Here is a 19,916-nt window from a genome sequence, read left to right on the forward strand (position 1 = left end):
CCCGCTTCGGCGCCTGGCGCGTGCGCGGGCGGCGGGGGTGCCACCGCCCGGACCTCGTGCGGCGCCCCGGCCTCCCCCGACCGCTGCGGCTGCGGTGCGTCGGCCCCGGCCCCCGTGCCCGGCACGCCCGGCGCGTTGCCCAGCAGCGCCTGCGGCACGACGAGGACGGCCTGCACCCCGCCGTAGATGTTGGTCTGAAGCCGCACGTGGATGCTGTGCCGGCGGGCGAGCTGGGAGACGACGTAGAGCCCGATACGGCCGTCGGCCAGCAGGCTGGCGACGTTGACCTGGTCGGGGTCGGCGAGCACGGCGTTCATCCGCTCCTGCTCGGCGACGGGCATGCCGAGCCCGCGGTCCTCGACCTCCACGGCGAGGCCGGAGGTGACGAGGTTGGCCCGGAGCAGCACCTGGGTCTGCGGGGCGGAGAACACCGTGGCGTTCTCGATGAGTTCGGCGAGCAGGTGGATGACGTCGGCGACGGCGTGGCCGCGCAGTTCGCCGTCGATGGGCGGCACCAGCCTGACCCGGGAGTACTGCTCGACCTCGGCGATGGCGGAGCGCAGCACCTCGGTCATGCTGACGGGGTTGCTCCACTGGCGCCGGGAGACGGCGCCGCCGAGGACGGCGAGGTTCTCGGCGTGCCGGCGGATGCGGGTGGCCAGATGGTCGACGTGGAAGAGCCCCTTGAGCAGGTCGGGGTCCTCGATCTCGTTCTCCAGGTCGTCGAGGATCGAGATCTCCCGGTGCACCAGGGACTGGAGCCGCCGCGCGAGGTTGACGAACACCTCCAGCTTCTGCTGGCTGCCGGTCTGGCTGGAGAGCTGGGCGGCCCGTACGACGGCGGTGACGGCGCCGTCGTACGCGCGCGCCAGATCGGCGGCGAGCAGTTCGAAGTCGTCGGCGTCGGCGGGCGGACGGCGGCGCGGGCCCCGCTGGGGCGGGGTCTCGCCCTGCCGCAGCGCGTCGACCAGGGCGTGCAGGTCGGCCTCGCCGCGCGCGGCGGTGCGGCGCAGCGCGTCGACGCGGTCGGCGACCGAGCGGGCGGCACGGTCGGCGGCCACGGCGGCGATCAGGACGCCGGCGACGGCGACGGTGACCGCTCCGGCGAGCACGGCCCACAGGAGGGGGCCGGTGCGTGCGCCGGTGGAGCGGATGCTGAACAGCACCGCGGCGGTGCCGCTGAGGGTGACCGCGAGGGGCGGCAGGACGGCGAGCCGCATCAGCTGGGGCCGTATGTGCGTTTCGGGCAGTGCGGGAGCGGGTCGGGCCACCTGTCGCCCGTGCCGGCCGCCCTCGCGGCGATCGGCGCGGCCGGCCGGTGCTCGGAGGTGAGACATCTGCGTCCTCGTACTGGTCCGTCGGGCCTGTGTCCTCGTGCGGTGCGCGGTGCGGGCATGCGTCGATGCGGGCATGCGTCATCGCTGCCGGCCGGCGGGACCGGTGCACCCGGCCGCGCGTCGCCCGACGGACACTCACAGTAGTCGCCTGAGCATCATGTGCGGTGGGCAGTTGACAAAGTCACCCGAGGAGCGTCCCGCTCTGGTATGAGGGGTCGTACGAAAGTCCGATGACCGTTGCTCGGCACCGGGCCGAATCAAGCCAGGAGCGATCGTGACTGGTCACAAGTGGTCACGAACGGAACGGTCGGCCGATCATCCCCATCGCCGGGCCCTCCCCGGAGCGGCGCACCCGCGCGCGCATCGCGCTCCCGGCGCGGCCTGGGCAGCCGCCTCTGAGACCGCTCCGTCCGACCCGGCCCACCCCCGCCATCACTTAGCGTGTTCGCTTTGGCCTTGGGTGGGCCAGGGGTCGAGCCGGATCGGTGTGCGGGATGGCCCTGAAGCAGCCGGTCGCGTCGCCCCGTACGAGAACTGTCCGGCGAGCACGACGGAGTCGTCGGCGTCGGGCTTCGGGAGGTATTCCGCGCAGGGGCCGGAGGAGACGCGCGGGGCCGCGGTGGGGTCGAAGGCGGCCTGAGAGTCGAACAGGAAGCTTTATCCGCGGAACCGGGGCCGGCCGGCCCGGTCGGCTCAGTCGCCGGTGCCGCGCGCGGGCGGCTCCGCGACGAACGCCCCGACCGAGCGCCAGGTGCGCCGCAGGTCCCCGGACGCGCTGCGCCACCACGCCTCCGCCGGCAGCTTGCCGGCGGGTTCGAAGGGCTCGCCCGGCCGGGGCAGGGCCACCGCCTGGCCGGCCTCCTCGGCGGCCTCCTTGGTCCACTCCCCCGGCTCGGCCCAGGGGTGCGGCGCGAGGTTGAAGGTGCCCCAGTGGATCGGGAGCAGGACGCCGTGCGGTGCGCCGCCCTGGAGGTCGAGGTGGGCGCGCAGGCCCTCCTCGGGGGTCATGTGGATGTCGGGCCAGAACTCGCTGTACGCCCCGATCTGGATCATCGTGGCGTCGAACGGGCCGTGCGCGGCGCCGATGTCCTTGAAGCCGTCGAAGTAGCCGGTGTCGCCGCTGTGGTAGATCCGGTGCTCCTCGCCGGCGACGGCCCAGGACGCCCAGAGGGTGTGCTGGGTGTTGCGCAGGCCCCGGCCGCAGAAGTGGCGGGCCGGGGTGGCGGTGAGGGTGAGGCCTCCGACCCGCGTGGACTCGTGCCAGTCGAGTTCGCGCAGCCGGTCCGCGGAGACGCCCCAGTGTTCGAGGTGGGCGCCCACGCCGAGCGGCACGGCGAAGAGGGTGTCCGTGCCGGCCAGCGCCTTGATGGTGGGCAGGTCCAGGTGGTCGTAGTGGTCGTGCGAGATGACGACGACGTCGACCGGACCGAGCGCGGCCAGCGGCAGCGGCACCGGGTGCAGCCGCTTGGGTCCGGCGAAGGGGAACGGGGAGCAGCGCTCGCCCCAGACCGGGTCGAACAGCACCCGGTGGCCGTCGATCTCGGCGAGCACGCTGGAGTGGCCCGCCCAGGTCAGCCGCAGTCCGGTGGCGGGCGGCCTGGCCAGGTCGGCGAAGGTCGTGGGATGCACCGGGACGGTGCCCTTGGGGGCGCGCAGCGGCCGGGTGTCCCTGTCCAGGAACACCTTCGCCAGGTCCAGCGAGGAGCCGGTGGGCCGGGTGCGTGCGGGGCCGCCGGGGTTCTGGAAGACGCCGTCCTTGAAGTGCGGCGAGCGGCGGATGCGGGCCATGCGCTCACCCCCCGGGTCCGCTCCGAACGCGGCGGGCCGCAGCGCGCGGAGCCCGGAGCTCGCGGAACGCAGACCGGTCACGGTACCTCCCGGTGGAGTGGGTGAGGTCCCCATTATGGTCGGCCGCGCCGCCGGCCCGGCCACGCAGGGGTGCGTGCGCCGCCTCCCGGTGCTGCGCCCGGCGCGTTGACAGGGCCGGGACCGGGTCCGGATACTGACTCGCCGTTCAGGTGATCACCCTCGTCGCTCCCCCGAGGAAGCCCCATGACCGCCCCTGTGGCCACCCCTTTGCTGTCGCTCGTCTGGACCGATCACGTCACCGGCCGCCAGGGCTTCCTGGTCGTGGACCGGCTGGTGCGGGGCGTGGCGAGCGGCGGACTGCGGATGCGGCCCGGATGCACGCTGGAGGAGGTGGCGGGACTCGCCCGCGGCATGACGATGAAGGAGGCCCTGCACTACGACCCCGAGGGCCGCTACATCCCGCTCGGCGGTGCCAAGGGCGGCATCGACTGCGATCCCCGGGACCCGGAGGCGTACGGGCTCCTCGTGCGCTATCTGCGCGCCATGCGGCCGTACGTCGAGAGCTGCTGGACCACCGGCGAGGACCTGGGCCTCACCCAGGACCTGGTGGACCGCGCGGCGGCCGAGGCGGGCCTGGTCTCCTCGATCCAGGCGGTGTATCCGCTGCTGGACGACGAGGCGACGGCCCGCGCGCGGCTCGCGGAGGCCTTCGCGGTGGAGGTGGACGGCATCGGCCTGGACGAGCTGGCGGGCGGCTGCGGGGTCGCCGAGTCGGTGCTGACGGCCCTGGACCGGGCGGAAGTGCCGCATCCGGGCACCCGGGTCGCCGTGCAGGGCCTCGGCACGATGGGCGGGGCCACCGCGCGCTTCCTCGCGCGCGCGGGCCTGACGGTCGTGGCCGTCGCCGACATCAAGGGCACGATCGCCAACCCGGCGGGGCTCGACGTCGAGGCGCTGCTGGCGGCGCGGGACGGCCACGGCACCGTGGACCGCGGCGCGCTGCGCCCCGGCGACCGCGAACTGCCCGGCGAGGCGTGGTTGTCCGCGGAGGCGGAGGTGCTGGTGCCGGCCGCCGTGTCCTACGCCGTCGACCGCGCGAACCAGGAGCGGATCCGGGCGCGTTGGATCGTGGAGGCCGCCAACATGCCCGTCGTGCCCGAGGCGGAGGCGCTGCTCGCCGCGCGCGGGGTGACGGTGCTGCCGGACGTGGTGGTCAACTCCGCGACGAACGCGTGGTGGTGGTGGACCCTGTTCGGGGACGTCGGCGCGGACGCCGACGAGGCGTTCGGGCACATCCGGCGCTCGATGCGCGCCCTGGTCGGCCGGATGCTGGACCGTGCCGAGGCCGACGGGACGACCCCGCGCGCGGCCGCGCACGCCCTCGTGACCGAGCGGCTGCCGGTGATCGCGGACCGGTTCGGGTGGTACCGGTGAGGGGCCTGCCGGGCGACGGCTGCGGCGGCATCCGGGCCAACGACTAGGGTGTCCGCGTGGCGAGAGTGCGGTTGAGCGTGGCCGAGCGGCGCGAGGAGCTGCTGCGGGCGGCCATCGAGCAGATCGAGGCGCGCGGCGTGGCGGCGGTCAGGATCGCCGACGTGGCCGCGTCCCTCGGGGTGAGCAACGCGCTGGTGCTGTATCACTTCTCCACGAAGGAGAAGCTGGTCGCCGCCGCGTTCGCCTACGCGGCCGAGGACGATCTCGCGCGCCTGCGCAAGCTGCTGGGCCGGCGGACCACCGCGCTGCGCCGGCTGCGGGCCGCGGTGCGCTGGTACGCGCCGACCGGGCAGGCCAAGGGCTGGCGGCTGTGGATCGAGGGCTGGGCCGTGTCCCTGCGCGAGCCCGCCCTGCGGGAGGTCACCCGGCAGCTGGACGAGCAGTGGAAGGCGGCGATCGCCGGCGTCATCGCCGAGGGCGTCACGGCCGGTGAGTTCGCGTGCGCGGACCCGGCCGGTACGGCGCTGCGGCTGACCGCGCTGTTGGACGGGCTGGCGGTACAGCTGACGTCGTACCCGGGCGCGGTGTCCCGGTCCCGGGCACAGGAGTGGGTGGACGACGCCCTTGCCCGCGAACTGGGCCTGGAGCGGGAGGCGTTGACCGGCAGGCAGCGCTGACGCGCGGGCCTTCGCGGAGCCGCCGAAGGGCCCGCCCGCGAAGGGGGCGCGTTCGGCCCGTGGAGCGGCGAGGGCCCGCGCCGGTGGTGCCGGCGCGGGCCGGTCGGGTCAGGCCACCGAGGCGATCCGCATCTTGATGTCGTCCGGTGACAGCGTGCCCTTGGCGGTCACGTGGTCGCCCGAGGACTCGCCGCGCAGTCGGCGGCCGATCCACGGCACGAGGTACTCCCGGGCCCACTGGACGTCGTCGCGGCGGATCTCCAGCGTGCCCCGGGGCGGCAGCGGCGGCCACGGCTGCTCCGGGTCGGCCGGGACGTCGAGGCCGAGGACCTGTCCCGCGCGCAGCGCCACGCGCGTGTGCCCCTCGGGCGACAGGTGCAGCCGGTCGTTGTCCCAGGCCCTGCGGTCCTGCACGGACCTCAGGGACCACAGGTCGAGGACGGGGCAGCCGTACCGGTCGGCGATGGCACGGACATGCCCGTTGTAGGTGGCGATCTTGCCGCGGAGATGCTTGAGGACGGGGACGCCGCGGGTGTCGAAGCCGGTCGTCACCATCACCGTGCCGGCGGCCCGTGTCAGCCGGGCCACGGCGCGTTCGAAGCGCTCGGCCACCTCGTCGGGGTCGGTGCCCGGGCGGATGATGTCGTTGCCGCCCGCGCAGAAGGAGATCAGGTCCGGGGCCATGGCGATGGCCTGCGGCACCTGGTCGGCCACGATCTGGTCCAGCAGCTTTCCGCGCACGGCGAGGTTGGTGTACTGGAAGTCGCCCTCGGGGCGCCGGTCGGCGAGGAGCACCGCGAACCGGTCGGCCCAGCCCACGAACGCCCCGTCGGGGCCGGGGTCGCCCACGCCCTCGGTGAAGCTGTCCCCCACCGCCACGTACGACCCGATCACTGATCTGCTGTCATTCTTCGAATCGTCTGCCACGTCGGACCATGATTCACCTTCGATGTGACCTACGCGACCGTAGGCAGGACTTGACGAACGGTGAGATGAGCCACTCTTAAATAGTTCGCAAAACCAGGAATAGAAGCTGCACGGTACACCGAAGGCCGGACCCGGGGATCGTGGGTCCGGCCTTCGGAGGCGTGTCAGGCAGGTGGCGCGGGGGCGCGGGCGTCAGCCGACGGCGACGCCGTGCGAGCGGAGGTAGGCGACCGGGTCGACGTCCGAGCCGTAGTCCGGCGTGGTGCGGATCTCGAAGTGCAGGTGCGGCCCGGTCACGTTGCCGGTGGCGCCGGACAGGCCGATCTGCTGCCCCGCGGTCACGGTCTGCCCGGCCGAGACGGAGAGCTGGGAGAGGTGGCCGTACTGGGCGTAGTAGCCGTCGTTCAGCTTGAGGACGACCTGGTTGCCGTACGCGCCGCCCCAGCCCGCGGAGACGACGGTGCCCGCGGCGACGGCCTTGACGGAGGTGCCGGTGGGGACGACGAAGTCGACGCCGGTGTGGTAGCCGCTGGACCACATGCTGCCGGCGACGTGGTAGCCGGTGCCGACGGCGGCGCCCGTCACCGGGAGGGTGTACCCGGCGGAGGTCTGCTCGGCGGCGGGCTTCGGCGCGGCCTGCTGCGTGGCCTTCGGCGCGGCGGGCGCCGCGGACTTCGGTGCGGCGGACACCGCGGGCTTCGGCGCGGCCGGCTCGGTGGACTTCGGCGCGGCCGGCTCCGCCGTCCCGCCGAGGGTGAGCTTCAGGCCCGGGTGGATGAGCCCCGGGTCGGCGCCGACGGCCTGCCGGTTGTCCTCGTAGAGCCGCTGCCAGCCCCCGCTGACATGCTGGTCCCGGGCGATCGTCGCGAGACAGTCGCCGCTGCGCACGGTGTAGGTGCGCGCGCCCGCGTCCTGCCGCGGGGCGGTCTTCTCCACCGTGCCGGGAAGGGTCCGCACGGCCGTTCCGGAGGCGGCCTGCGCGGAAGGCGCGGCATGTGCTCCGGTGGCCCCGAGGAGGGGCAGGGCCAGGGCGGCGCCGCCGGTTCCGGCGACGGCGAGGGAGCGGGAAAAACGCGGGGTCTTGGGACGTCGGTGCTTACCCTTGGCAGGCATGGCGCGATTCCTCTCCGGCGCCTGCGAGGTGAGCTGTCGGGTTCGGGCTGGAGCTGCCCGGCCGTGCGCGGCACGGCTGCACCCCTGGCCTGTCGCGGAGACCGGACAGGCCGTCGTACCTGATGGGTCCCCCGCTCCTGCCGACGCGGGTCATGTGTGGGGAGTCCGGACGGCGGCAGGATTCGGCGTTCCGCCCGGGTCGGTGGCGAACGTAAGCGAGCGGGACGCACGGAAACAAGCAGCCGGTTCCCGCTGTTCCGTTCGAGAATGATCGGATACGGGAATGCACGGTGACCGAGCGTGCATTCCCGCACCCTTCGTCTCTTCAATTCGCCTTTGCGGTATCAGAATTACGTGTACATGACGCGCGACGCACGGTCACGGATATGACCCTCCTCACGCGCCTCTTCCCCAGTGGCCCGCATTCCATGGCGAGTTGGAATGAAGGCGTCAATTCAGGCAGAAGTCTCAGATGCGACGCAGCCGGATGACCGTCGCATCCAGGTCGCCCTTGAGTCCGGTGCGCAGCCCGTGGTGCAGCAGTACGGCACCTCGGTGCACTTCGCCCGTTTCGCGGCATTCGTACGACGCCGTCGGGTCGAGACCGCGCAGCCGCACCGCCGGCACCGGCTCGCCGTGGCTCTGGGCCTGAAGCCAGGCGAGGACGACTGTCTCCTCCCCGCGGACGTACTGCACGGCACTCAGACCGCCGGCCGGGGGCCGCAGCCGGTACAGCTCGCCGTGCTGCACGACCGGGCGGATCTCCTTGTACAGCTCCACCCACCGCCGGGCCTCGGCCAGATCCTGCGCGCTCCACTCCGTCAGGTCACCGCCGACCCCGAGCACGCCCGCCATGGCGCTGACGAACCGGAAGCGCAGCGAACTGACCCGGCCGTTGAGCTGGGTGTTCGGGCTGTCCGTGACCCAGGCCGCCATCACGCGCGCGGGGTGGATCTGCGTGAAGCCGTGCTGGATGGCGAGCCGGTCCAGCGGATCGGTGTTGTCGGAGGTCCACACCTGGTCGGTGCGGCCGAGCACACCGAGGTCGATCCGGCCGCCGCCGCCCGAGCAGGACTCGAAGGCGACCCCGGGGTGCGCGGCCCGCAGCCGGTCCAGCAGGGCGTACAGGGCGCGGACGTGGTCCACCCACAGGCGCTGCGGGTACAGCTCGCCCGGCCAGCCGGCGTCGGTGAAGCAGCGGTTGAAGTCCCACTTCACGTAGTCGATGGGGGCGCTGGACAGCAGGGCGTCCAGCTGCTCCCACAGGTACTCCTGGACGTCCTCGCGCGCGAGGTTCAGCACGAGCTGGTTGCGCAGTTCCGTCCGCTTCCGTCCCGGTTGGTACTGCACCCAGTCCGGGTGGGCCCGGTACAGGTCGCTGTCCGGGTTGACCATCTCGGGCTCGACCCAGATGCCGAACTGCATGCCGAGCCCGTGCACCTGGTCGGCGAGGGGCTTCAGGCCGTGCGGGAAGCGGTCGGGGTTGGGCGTCCAGTCGCCGAGGCCGGCGCGGTCGCTGGTGCGGGCGCCGAACCAGCCGTCGTCGACGACGAACAGCTCGATGCCGATCTCGGCGGCCCGGCGGGCGAGCGCGAGCTGCTGCTCCTCGGAGATGTCGAAGAAGGTCGCCTCCCAGGAGTTGAACAGCACGGGCCGGTCCCGCTCGGCGTCAGGGACGACGTACGCGCGCTGGTAGGCGTGCCAGGCGCGGCTCGCGCCGCCGAAGCCGCCGTCGGTCCACAGCCCCGCGAAGACCGGCGTGGTGTACGACTCCCCGGGCGCGAGGAGCAGCAGGCCGGAGTCGTCGTAACCGGCACCGCCGGTGATCTGCACGCGCGCGTCCGGGAGTTGGGCCACCGCGATGCGCCAGGAGCCGGACCAGCCGAGCGCGCAGCCGTAGACCTCGCCGCGCTCCTCGGTGGCGTCGGTGTCGAGGGCGACCCAGGGCAGGTGCTGGTGGCCGGTGTGGCCGCGGCGGCTGCCGATGACCTTCTCCCCGTAGGTGAGGGGGGCGGTGGTGAGCCGGGACTCGGCGGCCCAGCGGCCGTGCAGCTGGGACAGCCGCCAGCCCTCGCGGTCGGGCAGGGTCCAGGTGGCCGCGTCGGCCCGCAGCAGCTCCACGCGTGCGTGGCCGCCGTTCTCGACGGTCACCCAGCGCTCCACGACGTCGCCGCGCATCCGGTAGTGCAGGGTGATCGCCACTCCGTCGTCGTCGAAGCGCAGCCTCAGCTCCTCGTCCTGTGCGGTGTCGTACGACACGAAGCGCCACTCGGTGCCGCGCCGCTCCTCGGTGCGGACGGACAGGGCGGGGCGGACGAAGCGGGGACCGCCCTCGACGGGGTACTCCTCGCGGCCGTCGAGCGGGGACTCGAAGGGCCAGTAGCCGGGCAGCGGGCTCACCGCGAGCGCCTCGGCGTCGGCGAGGGCGATCCGTGGCCCCCAGTGCAGGTGGAGCAGCTCGTCCGCGTCGGTGAGATGCAGGGCATAACTGCTGCCGGGGCCCGACAGGAGCCACGTACGACCGTTTTCGGCGATGTCCACCATCGAGACCTCACAGGTGCCAACAGATCCGCTCAAGTGCCAACATCATCAAGGGCCGCGGACCCCTCTGACAATGCCTGTGGACAACTCATTGCCCGAGGAAATCGATGTCGTATGGTCGTCAGAGCGCCCGCCGACGAGCCGTGACGGCGGGTCCGACCGGGAGGAGCCCCCGTGACGCAGCAGGTCCCGTCGACCGAGCCGGAGCTGGCCGGAGTGCGCAATTTCCGTGACGTGGGCGGGCTGCCGACCACGGACGGGCGGCGGGTGCGGTACGGCGTGCTGTTCCGCAGCGGGCACCTGGCGCACGCGACGCGGGAGGACGCGGCCTTCCTCGCCTCCCTGGGCCTGCACACGGTCTTCGACTTCCGCAACGCGGCCGACCAGAAGCTGGAGGGCCCGGACATCGAGCTGCCCGGCGTGCGGAACGTGAACCTGCCGCTGAGCGACCCGGCGGACGGCGCCGAGTTCTGGAAGATGGTCCGCGACGGCGACCTCGACCAGCTGCGCGCCATCCTGGACGACGGCAAGGGCGCGGCCCGGATGATCGCCTCCTACCGGAAGATCGTCACGGAGCGCACCGCCGAGCACGCGCGCGTGCTGCACGCCCTGGCCGACGACAGCGTGCCCGCGCTGATGCACTGCGCCGCCGGCAAGGACCGCGCGGGCATCTCCATGGCGGTCACGCTCCTCGCGCTCGGGGTGGAGCGCGACGCGATCGTCGCCGACTACCTGGAGTCGGGGGCCGCGCACCGCCGCTACAAGGTCCGCCGCAGCGGCGGCGCGGACACCGCGTACACCCCCGAGGTGATGGAGCTGCTCGACCCGCTCTTCGACGCCCGCGCGGAGTACCTGGAGGCGGCCTTCGCGAGCATCGAGGAGGCCTGGGGGGATGTCGACAGCTACCTGGCGCGGGGCCTGGGCCTCTCCCCCGAGACCCGCGAGCGCCTGCGCGCCCGCCTGCTGGACTGACCGGACGCGGCCGGGGAGGGACGGCCAGGGCTGCCGCCCTCGTACCGCCCGACGGGATCCCCACCGGGCACGGCCCGCCGGCGTCAGCCCTTGCCGCCCACCGCGAACAGCAGGTAGAGGAACGCGGCCAGGACGTGCCCGAGGGCGATGTAGATGATCAGCCGGATCCACAGGGAACGGGGGAACTTCTCCTCGAAGTTGCTCATGGCAGCTCTCCGGTCAGGGGGCCCAGGCACAGCGTGGCCGTGGGGCTCTGCAGCAGGGTGTGGACGAACAGCAGCTCCACGCCGTCGTGGTCCTCGGCGGCGAGGCGGTGCGGGGTGAGCGAGTCGAAGTGCGCGCTGTCCCCGGGCCCCAGCAGGTGCGCGGTGTCGCCGAGGCGCAGGCGCAGGCGCCCCTTGAGGACGTAGAGCCACTCCTCGCCGGGGTGGACGCGCACGATGTCGCCCTGGGAGCCGTACGGCACCCGCACCCGCAGGGCCTGCATGCCGCGGCCCGGTGCCCCGGCCTGGACGTACGTCCACCCGCCCGCGCGGGTCGGTTCCATGTCGGCGGCCCGCACGATCGCGTCCCGGTCGGCGACCGTCTCACCGAGGAGTTCCGAGACGGTCGTACCGTAGACACGGGCGAGCGCGAGCAGCATCGGCAGCGACGGCTGCCGCTGCCCGGTCTCCAGCCGGGACAGGTGGGCCGGGGAGAGCCCGGCGGCGCGGGCGGCGCCCTCCAGGGTGAGGCCGGCGCGGCGGCGCAGGGCACGCAGCTGCGGTGCGACGGCGGGCAGGCCGTCGTCCGGGGCCGGGCCCGCCGCCGGCGCGGCGTCTGAGGCGTTCATGCCTCCATTCAGCCCCAGCCTTGCCCGTGAGGCAATTTTCTTGCCTCTGGGGCAAAAGGCCGGGGCGACAGCCGCGCCGGCCGGGGCCGCGTCAGCGGTTCGCCACCGCCTGCTTGATCAGGGTCTTGCCGAAGTCCCACATCAGGCCGCCGCCGCTGTGCGCGTCGTCCATCACCGCGGTGAAGGCGTCCATGAACCGGTCCACGTCGGCCTCGTCGACGACCAGCGGCGGGATGAGCTTGATCACCTCCAGATGGTCACCGGAGACCTGGGTGAGGATGCGGTGCTTCTGCAGCAGCGGTACGACGACCATCTGGGCGAACAGGCCCTTGCGGGCCGCCTGGAGCATGGTCCAGCGGCCGCGCAGCTTCAGCGAGGACGGCTTGCCGAACTCGATGCCGATCATCAGGCCCCGGCCCCGGACGTCGGCCAGCAGCTCGTAGGTGTCGATCAGCGCGGTGAGCCGGGACTTCAGCAGCTCCCCCGTCCGGCGCACGCCGGCGACGATCTGCTCGTTCTCCATGACCGAGAGCACGGCGAGCCCGCACGCCATCGCCTGGGCGTTGGACCCGAAGCTCGCCGAGTGCACCAGCACCCGGTCCATGGACGAGTAGACCTTCTTGAAGATCCACTCCTTGCCGAGGGTGGCGCCGACGGGCACATAGCCGCCGGAGAGGGCCTTGGCGACACACACCAGGTCGGGCTCGACGCCGTCCTCGTGCTGATAGGCGTAGAAGTCGCCGGTGCGGCCGAGGCCGGTCTGCACCTCGTCGGCGATGAGCAGCGCCTTGTGCCGGTGCAGCAGCTCCTGCGCGGCCCGCAGGTAACCGGGCGGCGCCTCGTGCACGCCCTTGCCCTGGATGGGCTCCACGATCAGCGCGGCCACATCGCCCTTCCGCAACTCCCGCGCCAGCGCGTTGAGATCGCCGAGCGGTACGGCGGTGTCGGGCAGCAGCGGGGCGAAGCCGTCGCGGAAGCCGCTCTCGCCGTTGACCGAGAGGGAGCCGGTGGTCAGGCCGTGGAAGGCGTGGTCGCAGTAGAGGACGCGCGGCTTGCCGGTGGCGTAGCGGGCGAACTTCAGCGCCGTCTCGACCGCCTCGGTGCCGCTGTTGCCGAAGAACACCCGGTCCAGGTGCGGGCTGTGGGCCAGCAGCCGCTCGGCGAGCAGGCCGGGCAGCGGCTGGCAGTCGAAGCGGGTGAGGTCGGCGAGGTCCAGGTCCAGGACGTCGTGCAGCGCCTTGCGGACGACCGGGTGGTGGCGGCCGAGGCCCATCACGCCGAACCCGGCGAGCATGTCCAGGTAGTCGTTGCCCTCCGCGTCGAAGAAGTGCGCTCCCTCGGCACGCTCGTAGACCTTGTCGAAGCCGATGGTGTGCAGCATGCGCGGAAGCTGTGGGTTGAGGTGCTTCGCGTGCAGCTCGTAGCGTTCGGCTCCGCGCTCGGCGAGCAGGGCGCCGAGGTCGAACTCGGTGGTCATTCACTCTCCTTGACTGCGCCGCCGACGTCCTTGGCGGCCAGGCTCGCGCTGATCCGCCCGGCGATCTCGACGGGCGTGAGACCGATGTCGGCCAGCACCTCGCTGCGTTTGGCGTGCGCGAGGAACTGCTCCGGGATGCCGAACCGCCGTACCGGCACGTCCACGTCGGCGTCCCCCAGGGCCAGCGCCACCGCCGAACCGACGCCCGCCGCCCTGCTGTTGTCCTCGACCACGGCCACCAGCCGGTGCCCGGCGGCGAGCCGGGGCAGCTCGGGGTCGACGGGCTTGACCCAGCGCGGGTCCACCACCGTGCACCCGATGCCCCGGGCTTCGAGCAGCTCGGCGGCCTGGAGGCACACGGAGGCCATCACGCCGACGGCCACCAGCAGCACCTCGGGATGGTCGGCGCGGTGCAGGACGTCCATGCCGCCGACGCGGTCGAGCGCCTGGACGGACGGGCCGACGGTCTCCTTCGGGAAGCGGACCAGGGTGGGCGCGTCGTCCACGGCGACCGCCTCGCGCAGCTGGGCGCGCAACTGGTCGGCGTCGCGCGGGGCGGCGATCCTGAGCCCCGGGACGACCTGGAGGACGGACATGTCCCACATGCCGTTGTGGGAGGGTCCGTCGGTACCCGTGACACCGGCCCGGTCCAGGACGAAGGTGACCCCGCAGCGGTGCAGGGCGACGTCCATCAGCAGCTGGTCGAAGGCCCGGTTGAGGAAGGTGGCGTAGACGGCGACGACCGGGTGCAGTCCGCCGGTCGCGAGGCCGGCGGCGGAGACGGCCGCGTGCTGTTCGGCGATGCCGACGTCCCACACCCGGTCCGGGAAGCGCTCGGCGAACTTCCCGAGGCCCACCGGGTGCAGCATGGCCGCCGTGATCGCCACGACGTCCTCCCGCTCCTCCCCGATCCGCACGATCTCCTCGCCGAACACCGAGGTCCAGGAGGGGCCGCCCGGCGGGGCGAGCGGTGCGCAGGTGAGCGGGTCCATCACGCCGACGGTGTGGAAGTGGTCCTCCTCGTGCGCGAGGGCGGGCTCGTAGCCGCGGCCCTTCTCGGTGAGGCAGTGCACCAGGACCGGGCCGTGGAAGCGCTTCGCGCGCCGCAGCGCGGACTCGACGGCGTTGATGTCGTGGCCGTCGATCGGACCGAGGTACTTCAGGCCCAGGTCCTCGAACATGCCCTGCGGGGCGAAGGCGTCCTTGAAGCCTTTCTTCGCGCCGTGCAGGGACTCGTAGAGCGTGGTGCCGACGACCGGGGTGCGCTGGAGGACCTCCTTGCCCCAGGCGAGGACCTTCTCGTAGCCGTCGGTGGTGCGCAGGGTGGCCAGGTGGTTGGCGAGGCCGCCGATGGTGGGGGCGTACGACCGCTCGTTGTCGTTGACGACGATGATCAGCGGCCGGTCCCTGGCCGCGGCGATGTTGTTGAGCGCTTCCCAGGCCATGCCGCCGGTCAGCGCGCCGTCGCCGATGACCGCGACCACATGGCCCTTCTCCCCCAGCACCTGGTTGGCCTTGGCGAGCCCGTCGGCCCAGCCGAGCGCGGTGGAGGCGTGGCTGTTCTCGATGACGTCGTGCTCGGACTCCTCGCGCGAGGGGTAGCCGGACAGCCCGCCCTTGCCGCGCAGCTTGGAGAAGTCCTGACGGCCGGTCAGGAGCTTGTGTACATAGCTCTGGTGGCCGGTGTCCCACAGGATGCGGTCGACCGGTGACTCGAAGACCCGGTGGAGCGCGACGGTCAGTTCCACCACGCCCAGATTGGGGCCGAGGTGACCGCCGGTCCTCGACACCGCGTGCACCAGGAACTCACGTATCTCTTCGGACAGTTCGCCGAGTTCCGCCTCGGACAGCGCCTTCAGGTCGCGTGGTCCCCGGATGCTCTCCAGAATGGTCACGCTCGGGCCCCCTCTCGGTCCGTGCCTTGCCTCAACTCACTTGGTCCTCGGGGCTCGTCCGCTCGGCGAGCCTCATGGCCTCCTCGATGAGGGTCTCCACGATCTTGGACTCGGGGACGGTCTTGACGACCTCGCCCTTGACGAAGATCTGACCCTTGCCGTTGCCCGAGGCAACCCCGAGGTCGGCCTCCCGGGCCTCGCCCGGACCGTTGACCACACACCCCATCACCGCGACCCGGAGCGGCACTTCCATGCCGTCCAGGCCCGCGGTGACCTCCTCGGCGAGCTTGTACACGTCCACCTGGGCCCGGCCGCAGGACGGACAGGAGACGATCTCCAGGCGCCGCTGCCGCAGCCCCAGCGACTGAAGGATCTGGATGCCGACCTTGACCTCCTCGGCGGGCGGCGCGCTCAGCGACACCCGGATGGTGTCCCCGATGCCCCGGGACAGCAACGCCCCGAAGGCCACCGCCGACTTGATCGTGCCCTGGAAGGCGGGGCCGGCCTCCGTGACGCCCAGGTGCAGCGGATAGTCGCACTGCTCGGCGAGCTGCCGGTAGGCCTCGATCATCACGACCGGGTCGTTGTGCTTGACGGAGATCTTGATGTCGCGGAAGTCGTGCTCCTCGAAGAGGGACGCCTCCCACAGCGCCGACTCGACCAGGGCCTCCGGGGTCGCCTTGCCGTACTTCTGGAGCAGCCGCCGGTCCAGGGAGCCGGCGTTGACGCCGATCCGGATCGGGGTGCCGTGGTCCTTGGCGGCCCGCGCGATCTCCTTGACCTGGTCGTCGAACTGCTTGATGTTCCCCGGGTTCACGCGCACCGCCGCACAGCCGGCCTCGATGGCGGCGAACACGTACTTCGGCTGGAAGTGGATGTCCGCGATCACCGGGATCTGCGACTTGCGGGCGATGGTCGCGAGGGCGTCCGCGTCGTCCTGCGTGGGGCAGGCGACGCGGACGATCTGGCAGCCGGACGCGGTGAGTTCCGCTATCTGCTGCAGGGTGGCGCCGATGTCCGACGTGCGGGTCGTCGTCATCGACTGCACCGACACCGGGGCTCCGCCCCCGACCGCCACCGGCCCGACGTGGATCTGCCGCGACTGCCGTCGCGGCGCGACCGGACGGGCCGGTACCCCGGGAACGCCCAAGGGAACGGCGGTCATCGCGTCACTCCCGGTTTCCGGAGACGGTCTCGCGCATCGCCCGCAGGGACTCCTTCAGGGACCCCATGGTGGCGAGGACGGCGGTCGGCTCGTAGCCGCAGTGCGCCATGCAGTTGTCGCAGCGCGGGTCCTTGCCGCGGCCGTACTTGTCCCAGTCGGTCTTCTCGATGAGTTCGCGGTACGTCGGCACGTACCCGTCGCTCATCAGGTAGCAGGGGCGCTGCCAGCCGAAGAGCGAGTAGTTCGGGATCGCCCACGCGGTGCACGGGAAGTCGACCTTGCCCTCCAGGAAGTCCAGGAAGAGCGGGGAGTGGTTCAGCCGCCACTTCTTGCGGTTGCCGCCCGCGAACGCCTTCCTGAACAGCTCGCGGGTCTGCTCGACACCGAGGAAGTGGTCCTGGTCGGGGGCCTTCTCGTAGGCGTAGGCGGGCGAGATCATCATCTCGTCGACCTTGAGGTCGTCGTTGAGGAAGTTGAGCACCTCGATGATGGTCTGCGGGGTGTCGGTGTTGAAGAAGGTGGAGTTGGTGGTCACCCGGAAGCCGCGCCGCTTGGCCTCCTTGATGGCCTCCACCGCCTCGTCGAAGACGCCTTCCTTCGCCACGGACTCGTCGTGCCGCTCCCGCAGCCCGTCGATGTGCACGGCGAAGGCGAAGTAGGGCGAGGGCTTGAACTTGTCGATCTTCTTGCGCAGCAGCATCGCGTTGGTGCAGAGGAAGACGTACTTCCGCTTCGCCACCAGCTGCCGCACGATCTCGTCGATCTGAGGATGCATCAGCGGTTCGCCGCCGGCGATGGACACCATCGGCGCACCGGACTCCAGCACCGCGCCCACGGCCTGGGCGACCGGCATGCGCTGCTTGAGCACACCGGCCGGGTGCTGGATCTTGCCGCAGCCCTCGCACTTCAGATTGCAGGCGAACAGCGGTTCCAGCTCGACAATGAGCGGGAACTTGTCCCGCTTGCGGAGCTTCTGTTCAGCCAGGTATGTCGCGACCTTGATGGACTGGCGCAACGGCATGGCCATCTGGCTCACCTCCGAGGGAGCAGCAAAGAACGGTGCCATTCAAAAAATGAGGGAAGGATGGAACGAAGAACGCGGAAGGCCGATATTCCCCCGCGCACCGTGCCGATCCGGACGAGTTCGTGTTCCGGGGCGTCCACGACCACCCGGACGGCCGCGACCGGGCGCTCGCCCGCGCGGACGGCCGCGCGGAGCGTGGCCGCCGACTCCATGTCGACCGCGATCGCGCCGGTGGCGAGCAGATCGTACCGCTCGGGCCCCCGCACGACGTGGTCCGAGCCGGTGAGCGGGCCGGTGTGCACCGTGCGCCCGGGCAGCAGGCGCACGAGTTCCTTGACGAGCAGGTCGGTGCCCACGCACGGGACGGTCCCGCGCGGATCCCGGGTCTCCTCGGCGACGACCAGGTCGCCGGGGTGCATGCCGGGGGCGAGTCCGGCACAGAAACCGGTGGCCAGCACGGCCGTGCCGGCCGCCGCCGGGCCGGCGAGGTGCCGGCTGACGGAGCGTTCCGCCGCCTTCGGGCCCATGCCCGTACGGACGACGGTGTACGGCCCGTCCGCCCCGCTCCTGTCGCCGGTGCGCAGGGCGAGGTGCTCGATGCCGAGCGCGCAGGCGATCAGCAGCGGGGCCGGGGCGGGCTGGTCGGTCAAGTCAGCTCCCCGTCGCCCGTGACGCGGCCGTCTTGGCCTTGGCGAGCAGGTTCCGCTCGAAGGGGTCTCCGTGCAGGTAGCGACCGAGCGCGGTGAGCGGGAACACCTGCCGGTACAGGTGGTAGTTGATGGAGAAGTCCCAGGGGAAGCCGGTGCCGGTGAAGTACGGCTCGTCCCAGGTGCCGTCCTCGCGCTGGGTCTCGGCCAGCCACTGGATGCCGCGCTCGACGGCCTTGGAGTCCTTCTCGCCGGCGGCGAGCAGTGCCATCAGCGCCCACGCGGTCTGCGAGGCGGTGGAGGCACCCCGGCCGCTCCATTCCTTGACGTACTTGTAGGAGCGCAGGTCCTCGCCCCAGCCGCCGTCGTCGTTCTGGACGCTCTCCAGCCAGGCCACGGCCCGCCGGATCGCCGGGTGCGAGCCGGGCAGCCCGGCCGCGGTCAGCGCGGGCACCACCGAGCCGGTGCCGTAGATGTAGTTGACGCCCCAGCGGCCGAACCACGAGCCGTTCGGCTCCTGTTCGGCGAGCAGCCAGTCGATGCCGCGCCGGGTGCGCGGGTCGTGGGCGAGGCCCTCGGCGGCGAGCATCTCCACGACGTGCGCGGTGACGTCCGCGGACGGCGGGTCGATCACCTCGCCGAAGTCGCAGAACGGCAGCCTGTTGGGGAACGGGCTGGTGTTGTCGACGTCGAACGCGCCCCAGGCGCCGTTCTTCGACTGCATGCCGAGGTTCCAGCGCACGGCCCGCCCGATCGCCTTGTCGACGCGCTCGGGGTCGTGGTGCCGGACCCGGCGCAGCGCGAGGGCGACCTCGGCGGTGTCGTCGATGTCCGGGTAGTTGTCGTTGTGGAACTCGAACGCCCAGCCTCCCGGCGGCAGTCCGGGACGCTTCACGGCCCAGTCGCCGGGCCGCACGATCTCCTCGCCGAGCATCCAGTCGGCCGCCTTGACCAGTTGCGGATGGTCGACGGGCAGACCGGCGTCCACGAGGGCGATGGTGGCCAGGCAGGTGTCCCAGACCGGGGACTGGCAGGCCTCGATCATCCGGGCGCCGTCCTCGCGCCAGACGGCGAAACGGTCCAGCGAGGCGAGGCCCTCACGGATCACCGGGTGCTGGAGGTCGTAGCCGAGCAGGTGGAGGGCGATGATCGAGTACACGGCCGGGGGCTGGATGCCGCCCCAGCAGCCGTCGTTCTCCTGCCGCTCGATGATCCAGCGGGCCGCCGCGTTCATCGCGGCCCTGCGCAGCCGGCGCGGGGCGACCTTGCGGAACTGGTGCAGCGCCTTGTCGATGCGCTGGAAGGCGCCGTCCCAGCTGGCCAGCGGGGCCAGGGGCCTGGCCGGACTGGGCCGGGCCGGGTCGGTGTGCAGCTCGTCCAGCGGGAAGGGGGCGGGGCGCACCGGGCGCTTGGCCGAGACGATGGTGAGCGGGACGATGGTCTGCCGGGCCCAGCATCCGAAGTCGTAGATGTTGAGCGGCATCCAGGTGGGGAACCAGATCAGCTCCGGGGGAAGTTCGGGCAGGTCCTCCCACTTCCACCAGCCGAACAGGGCGAGCCAGATCCGGGTGAACACGCGGGAGGCGGCGATGCCGCCGCGCTCGCGGATCCAGGCGGACGCCTTCGCCATGTGCGGGGCGTCGGGCGCGTCCCCGGCCAGGCGCAGGGCGACGTACGCCTCGACGGTGGTGGACAGTTCGCCGGGGCCGCCGTAGAAGGTGGCCCAGGTGCCGTCCTCGCGCTGCTCGCCGCGGATGAACTTCGCGGCGGCCTGCGTGGTCTGCTCGTCCCGGATGCCCAGGAACTGGCGGAGCAGCAGGTCCTCGGCGTCCATGGTGACGTTGGTCTCCAGGTCGCCCTTCCACCAGCCCTGGGCGTCCTGCCGGGACAGCAGGAAGTCGGTGGCCCGTCGTGCGGCGCGCGCGGCGGCTTCTTGCACCCCGGCCGCCTCGGGGGTGGTGAGGGTGGTGTCGCTGGCCGCGGCAGCCCGGGACGGCAAGGTAGCCCCGGTGCTTCCGTCGGTCGTCGCTGTCATGGCTTCCCCTTCGTGCAGTCGTGCGAGTCGT

16 protein-coding genes and 1 riboswitch are annotated in these 19,916 nt (G+C 72.2%); of the genes, 3 read left to right on the forward strand and 13 right to left on the reverse strand.

The features are described 5' to 3' along the window. Positions 1 to 1,337 (reverse strand): ATP-binding protein (locus tag ABZV94_RS27955; RefSeq protein WP_356345020.1); only part of this gene is annotated, 1,337 nt, incomplete at its 3' end. Positions 1,338 to 2,030: 693 nt separating this feature from the next. Beyond that, positions 2,031 to 3,206, reverse strand: coding sequence for an MBL fold metallo-hydrolase (locus tag ABZV94_RS27960; RefSeq protein ID WP_356345022.1), 1,176 nt, complete (start codon positions 3,204 to 3,206; stop codon positions 2,031 to 2,033). A gap of 195 nt (positions 3,207 to 3,401) precedes the next feature. Between ABZV94_RS27960 and ABZV94_RS27965 the strand changes: the two genes are divergently transcribed. Together ABZV94_RS27965 and ABZV94_RS27970 are read left to right on the forward strand one after the other, a co-directional pair. Next, on the forward strand, positions 3,402 to 4,580 hold the full coding sequence (locus tag ABZV94_RS27965) for a Glu/Leu/Phe/Val dehydrogenase dimerization domain-containing protein (RefSeq protein WP_356345072.1): 1,179 nt from the start codon (positions 3,402 to 3,404) through the stop codon (positions 4,578 to 4,580). Between the two features lie 56 nt (positions 4,581 to 4,636). Beyond that, a complete protein-coding gene (locus ABZV94_RS27970) occupies positions 4,637 to 5,257 on the forward strand; it encodes a TetR/AcrR family transcriptional regulator (RefSeq protein WP_356345024.1) in 621 nt (206 codons plus the stop codon). A 108-nt stretch (positions 5,258 to 5,365) separates the two neighbouring features. Here the strand turns inward: ABZV94_RS27970 and ABZV94_RS27975 are convergent, their stop codons facing one another. The 3 genes from ABZV94_RS27975 to ABZV94_RS27985 all read right to left on the reverse strand — a co-directional run bounded on the left by ABZV94_RS27975 (position 5,366) and on the right by ABZV94_RS27985 (position 9,841). Then, complete coding sequence (locus ABZV94_RS27975; protein ID WP_356345075.1) at positions 5,366 to 6,151, reverse strand: SGNH/GDSL hydrolase family protein; 786 nt, start codon at positions 6,149 to 6,151, stop codon at positions 5,366 to 5,368. Between the two features lie 225 nt (positions 6,152 to 6,376). Further along, on the reverse strand, positions 6,377 to 7,297 hold the full coding sequence (locus ABZV94_RS27980) for a peptidoglycan DD-metalloendopeptidase family protein (RefSeq protein ID WP_356345026.1): 921 nt from the start codon (positions 7,295 to 7,297) through the stop codon (positions 6,377 to 6,379). Positions 7,298 to 7,302: 5 nt separating this feature from the next. Next, positions 7,303 to 7,495: riboswitch (cyclic di-AMP (ydaO/yuaA leader) on the reverse strand. A gap of 270 nt (positions 7,496 to 7,765) precedes the next feature. Beyond that, positions 7,766 to 9,841 (reverse strand): alpha-galactosidase, encoded by a 2,076-nt coding sequence (locus ABZV94_RS27985; RefSeq protein WP_356345077.1) that lies wholly within the window; start codon positions 9,839 to 9,841, stop codon positions 7,766 to 7,768. Positions 9,842 to 10,012: 171 nt separating this feature from the next. On the opposite strand from ABZV94_RS27985, the gene ABZV94_RS27990 reads away from it, so the two are divergent. After that, positions 10,013 to 10,810 (forward strand): tyrosine-protein phosphatase, encoded by a 798-nt coding sequence (locus tag ABZV94_RS27990; protein ID WP_356345029.1) that lies wholly within the window; start codon positions 10,013 to 10,015, stop codon positions 10,808 to 10,810. Between the two features lie 83 nt (positions 10,811 to 10,893). On the opposite strand, the gene ABZV94_RS27995 is transcribed toward ABZV94_RS27990, so the two are convergent. The 8 genes from ABZV94_RS27995 to shc all read right to left on the reverse strand — a co-directional run bounded on the left by ABZV94_RS27995 (position 10,894) and on the right by shc (position 19,885). Then, positions 10,894 to 11,016 (reverse strand): DUF6126 family protein, encoded by a 123-nt coding sequence (locus ABZV94_RS27995; RefSeq protein ID WP_014676213.1) that lies wholly within the window; start codon positions 11,014 to 11,016, stop codon positions 10,894 to 10,896. Next, positions 11,013 to 11,642: an XRE family transcriptional regulator gene (locus ABZV94_RS28000; protein ID WP_356345031.1), complete on the reverse strand. Its 630-nt coding sequence runs from the start codon at positions 11,640 to 11,642 to the stop codon at positions 11,013 to 11,015. The genes ABZV94_RS27995 and ABZV94_RS28000 overlap by 4 nt, the downstream gene beginning before the upstream one ends. 91 nt (positions 11,643 to 11,733) lie before the next feature. Further along, positions 11,734 to 13,119, reverse strand: a complete 1,386-nt coding sequence (locus tag ABZV94_RS28005; protein WP_356345034.1) for an aspartate aminotransferase family protein — start codon at positions 13,117 to 13,119, stop codon at positions 11,734 to 11,736. Continuing rightward, complete coding sequence (gene dxs / locus ABZV94_RS28010; RefSeq protein WP_356345036.1) at positions 13,116 to 15,014, reverse strand: 1-deoxy-D-xylulose-5-phosphate synthase; 1,899 nt, start codon at positions 15,012 to 15,014, stop codon at positions 13,116 to 13,118. The genes ABZV94_RS28005 and dxs overlap by 4 nt, the downstream gene beginning before the upstream one ends. A 31-nt stretch (positions 15,015 to 15,045) precedes the next feature. Further along, entirely contained in the window at positions 15,046 to 16,179 is a 1,134-nt protein-coding gene (ispG, locus tag ABZV94_RS28015) for a flavodoxin-dependent (E)-4-hydroxy-3-methylbut-2-enyl-diphosphate synthase (protein WP_356345039.1), read from the reverse strand. Between the two features lie 4 nt (positions 16,180 to 16,183). Then, positions 16,184 to 17,206 carry an adenosyl-hopene transferase HpnH gene (gene hpnH / locus ABZV94_RS28020; RefSeq protein WP_356345041.1) on the reverse strand — a complete coding sequence of 341 codons (1,023 nt, stop codon included), beginning with the start codon at positions 17,204 to 17,206 and terminating at the stop codon, positions 16,184 to 16,186. Between the two features lie 5 nt (positions 17,207 to 17,211). Further along, positions 17,212 to 17,853, reverse strand: coding sequence for a 1-hydroxy-2-methyl-2-butenyl 4-diphosphate reductase (locus tag ABZV94_RS28025; protein ID WP_356345043.1), 642 nt, complete (start codon positions 17,851 to 17,853; stop codon positions 17,212 to 17,214). 1 nt (position 17,854) lies between these two features. Further along, complete coding sequence (shc, locus tag ABZV94_RS28030) at positions 17,855 to 19,885, reverse strand: squalene--hopene cyclase (protein ID WP_356345045.1); 2,031 nt, start codon at positions 19,883 to 19,885, stop codon at positions 17,855 to 17,857. Between the last annotated feature and the right edge of the window lie 31 nt (positions 19,886 to 19,916).

The sequence above is a fragment of the Streptomyces sp. NPDC004658 genome (assembly GCF_040609555.1).
In the GTDB taxonomy this organism is placed as follows: domain Bacteria; phylum Actinomycetota; class Actinomycetes; order Streptomycetales; family Streptomycetaceae; genus Streptomyces.

Excerpts from the sequence above, each read along its gene's own strand:
- ABZV94_RS27980 (WP_356345026.1), bottom strand. The coding sequence starts at position 7,297 with ATGCCTGCCAAGGGTAAGCACCGACGTCCCAAGACCCCGCGTTTTTCC.
- ABZV94_RS27985 (WP_356345077.1), bottom strand. The coding sequence starts at position 9,841 with ATGGTGGACATCGCCGAAAACGGTCGTACGTGGCTCCTGTCGGGCCCC.
- ABZV94_RS27995 (WP_014676213.1), bottom strand. The coding sequence starts at position 11,016 with ATGAGCAACTTCGAGGAGAAGTTCCCCCGTTCCCTGTGGATCCGGCTG.
- ABZV94_RS28000 (WP_356345031.1), bottom strand. The coding sequence starts at position 11,642 with ATGAACGCCTCAGACGCCGCGCCGGCGGCGGGCCCGGCCCCGGACGAC.
- ABZV94_RS28005 (WP_356345034.1), bottom strand. The coding sequence starts at position 13,119 with ATGACCACCGAGTTCGACCTCGGCGCCCTGCTCGCCGAGCGCGGAGCC.
- ispG (WP_356345039.1), bottom strand. The coding sequence starts at position 16,179 with ATGACCGCCGTTCCCTTGGGCGTTCCCGGGGTACCGGCCCGTCCGGTC.
- hpnH (WP_356345041.1), bottom strand. The coding sequence starts at position 17,206 with ATGGCCATGCCGTTGCGCCAGTCCATCAAGGTCGCGACATACCTGGCT.
- shc (WP_356345045.1), bottom strand. The coding sequence starts at position 19,885 with ATGACAGCGACGACCGACGGAAGCACCGGGGCTACCTTGCCGTCCCGG.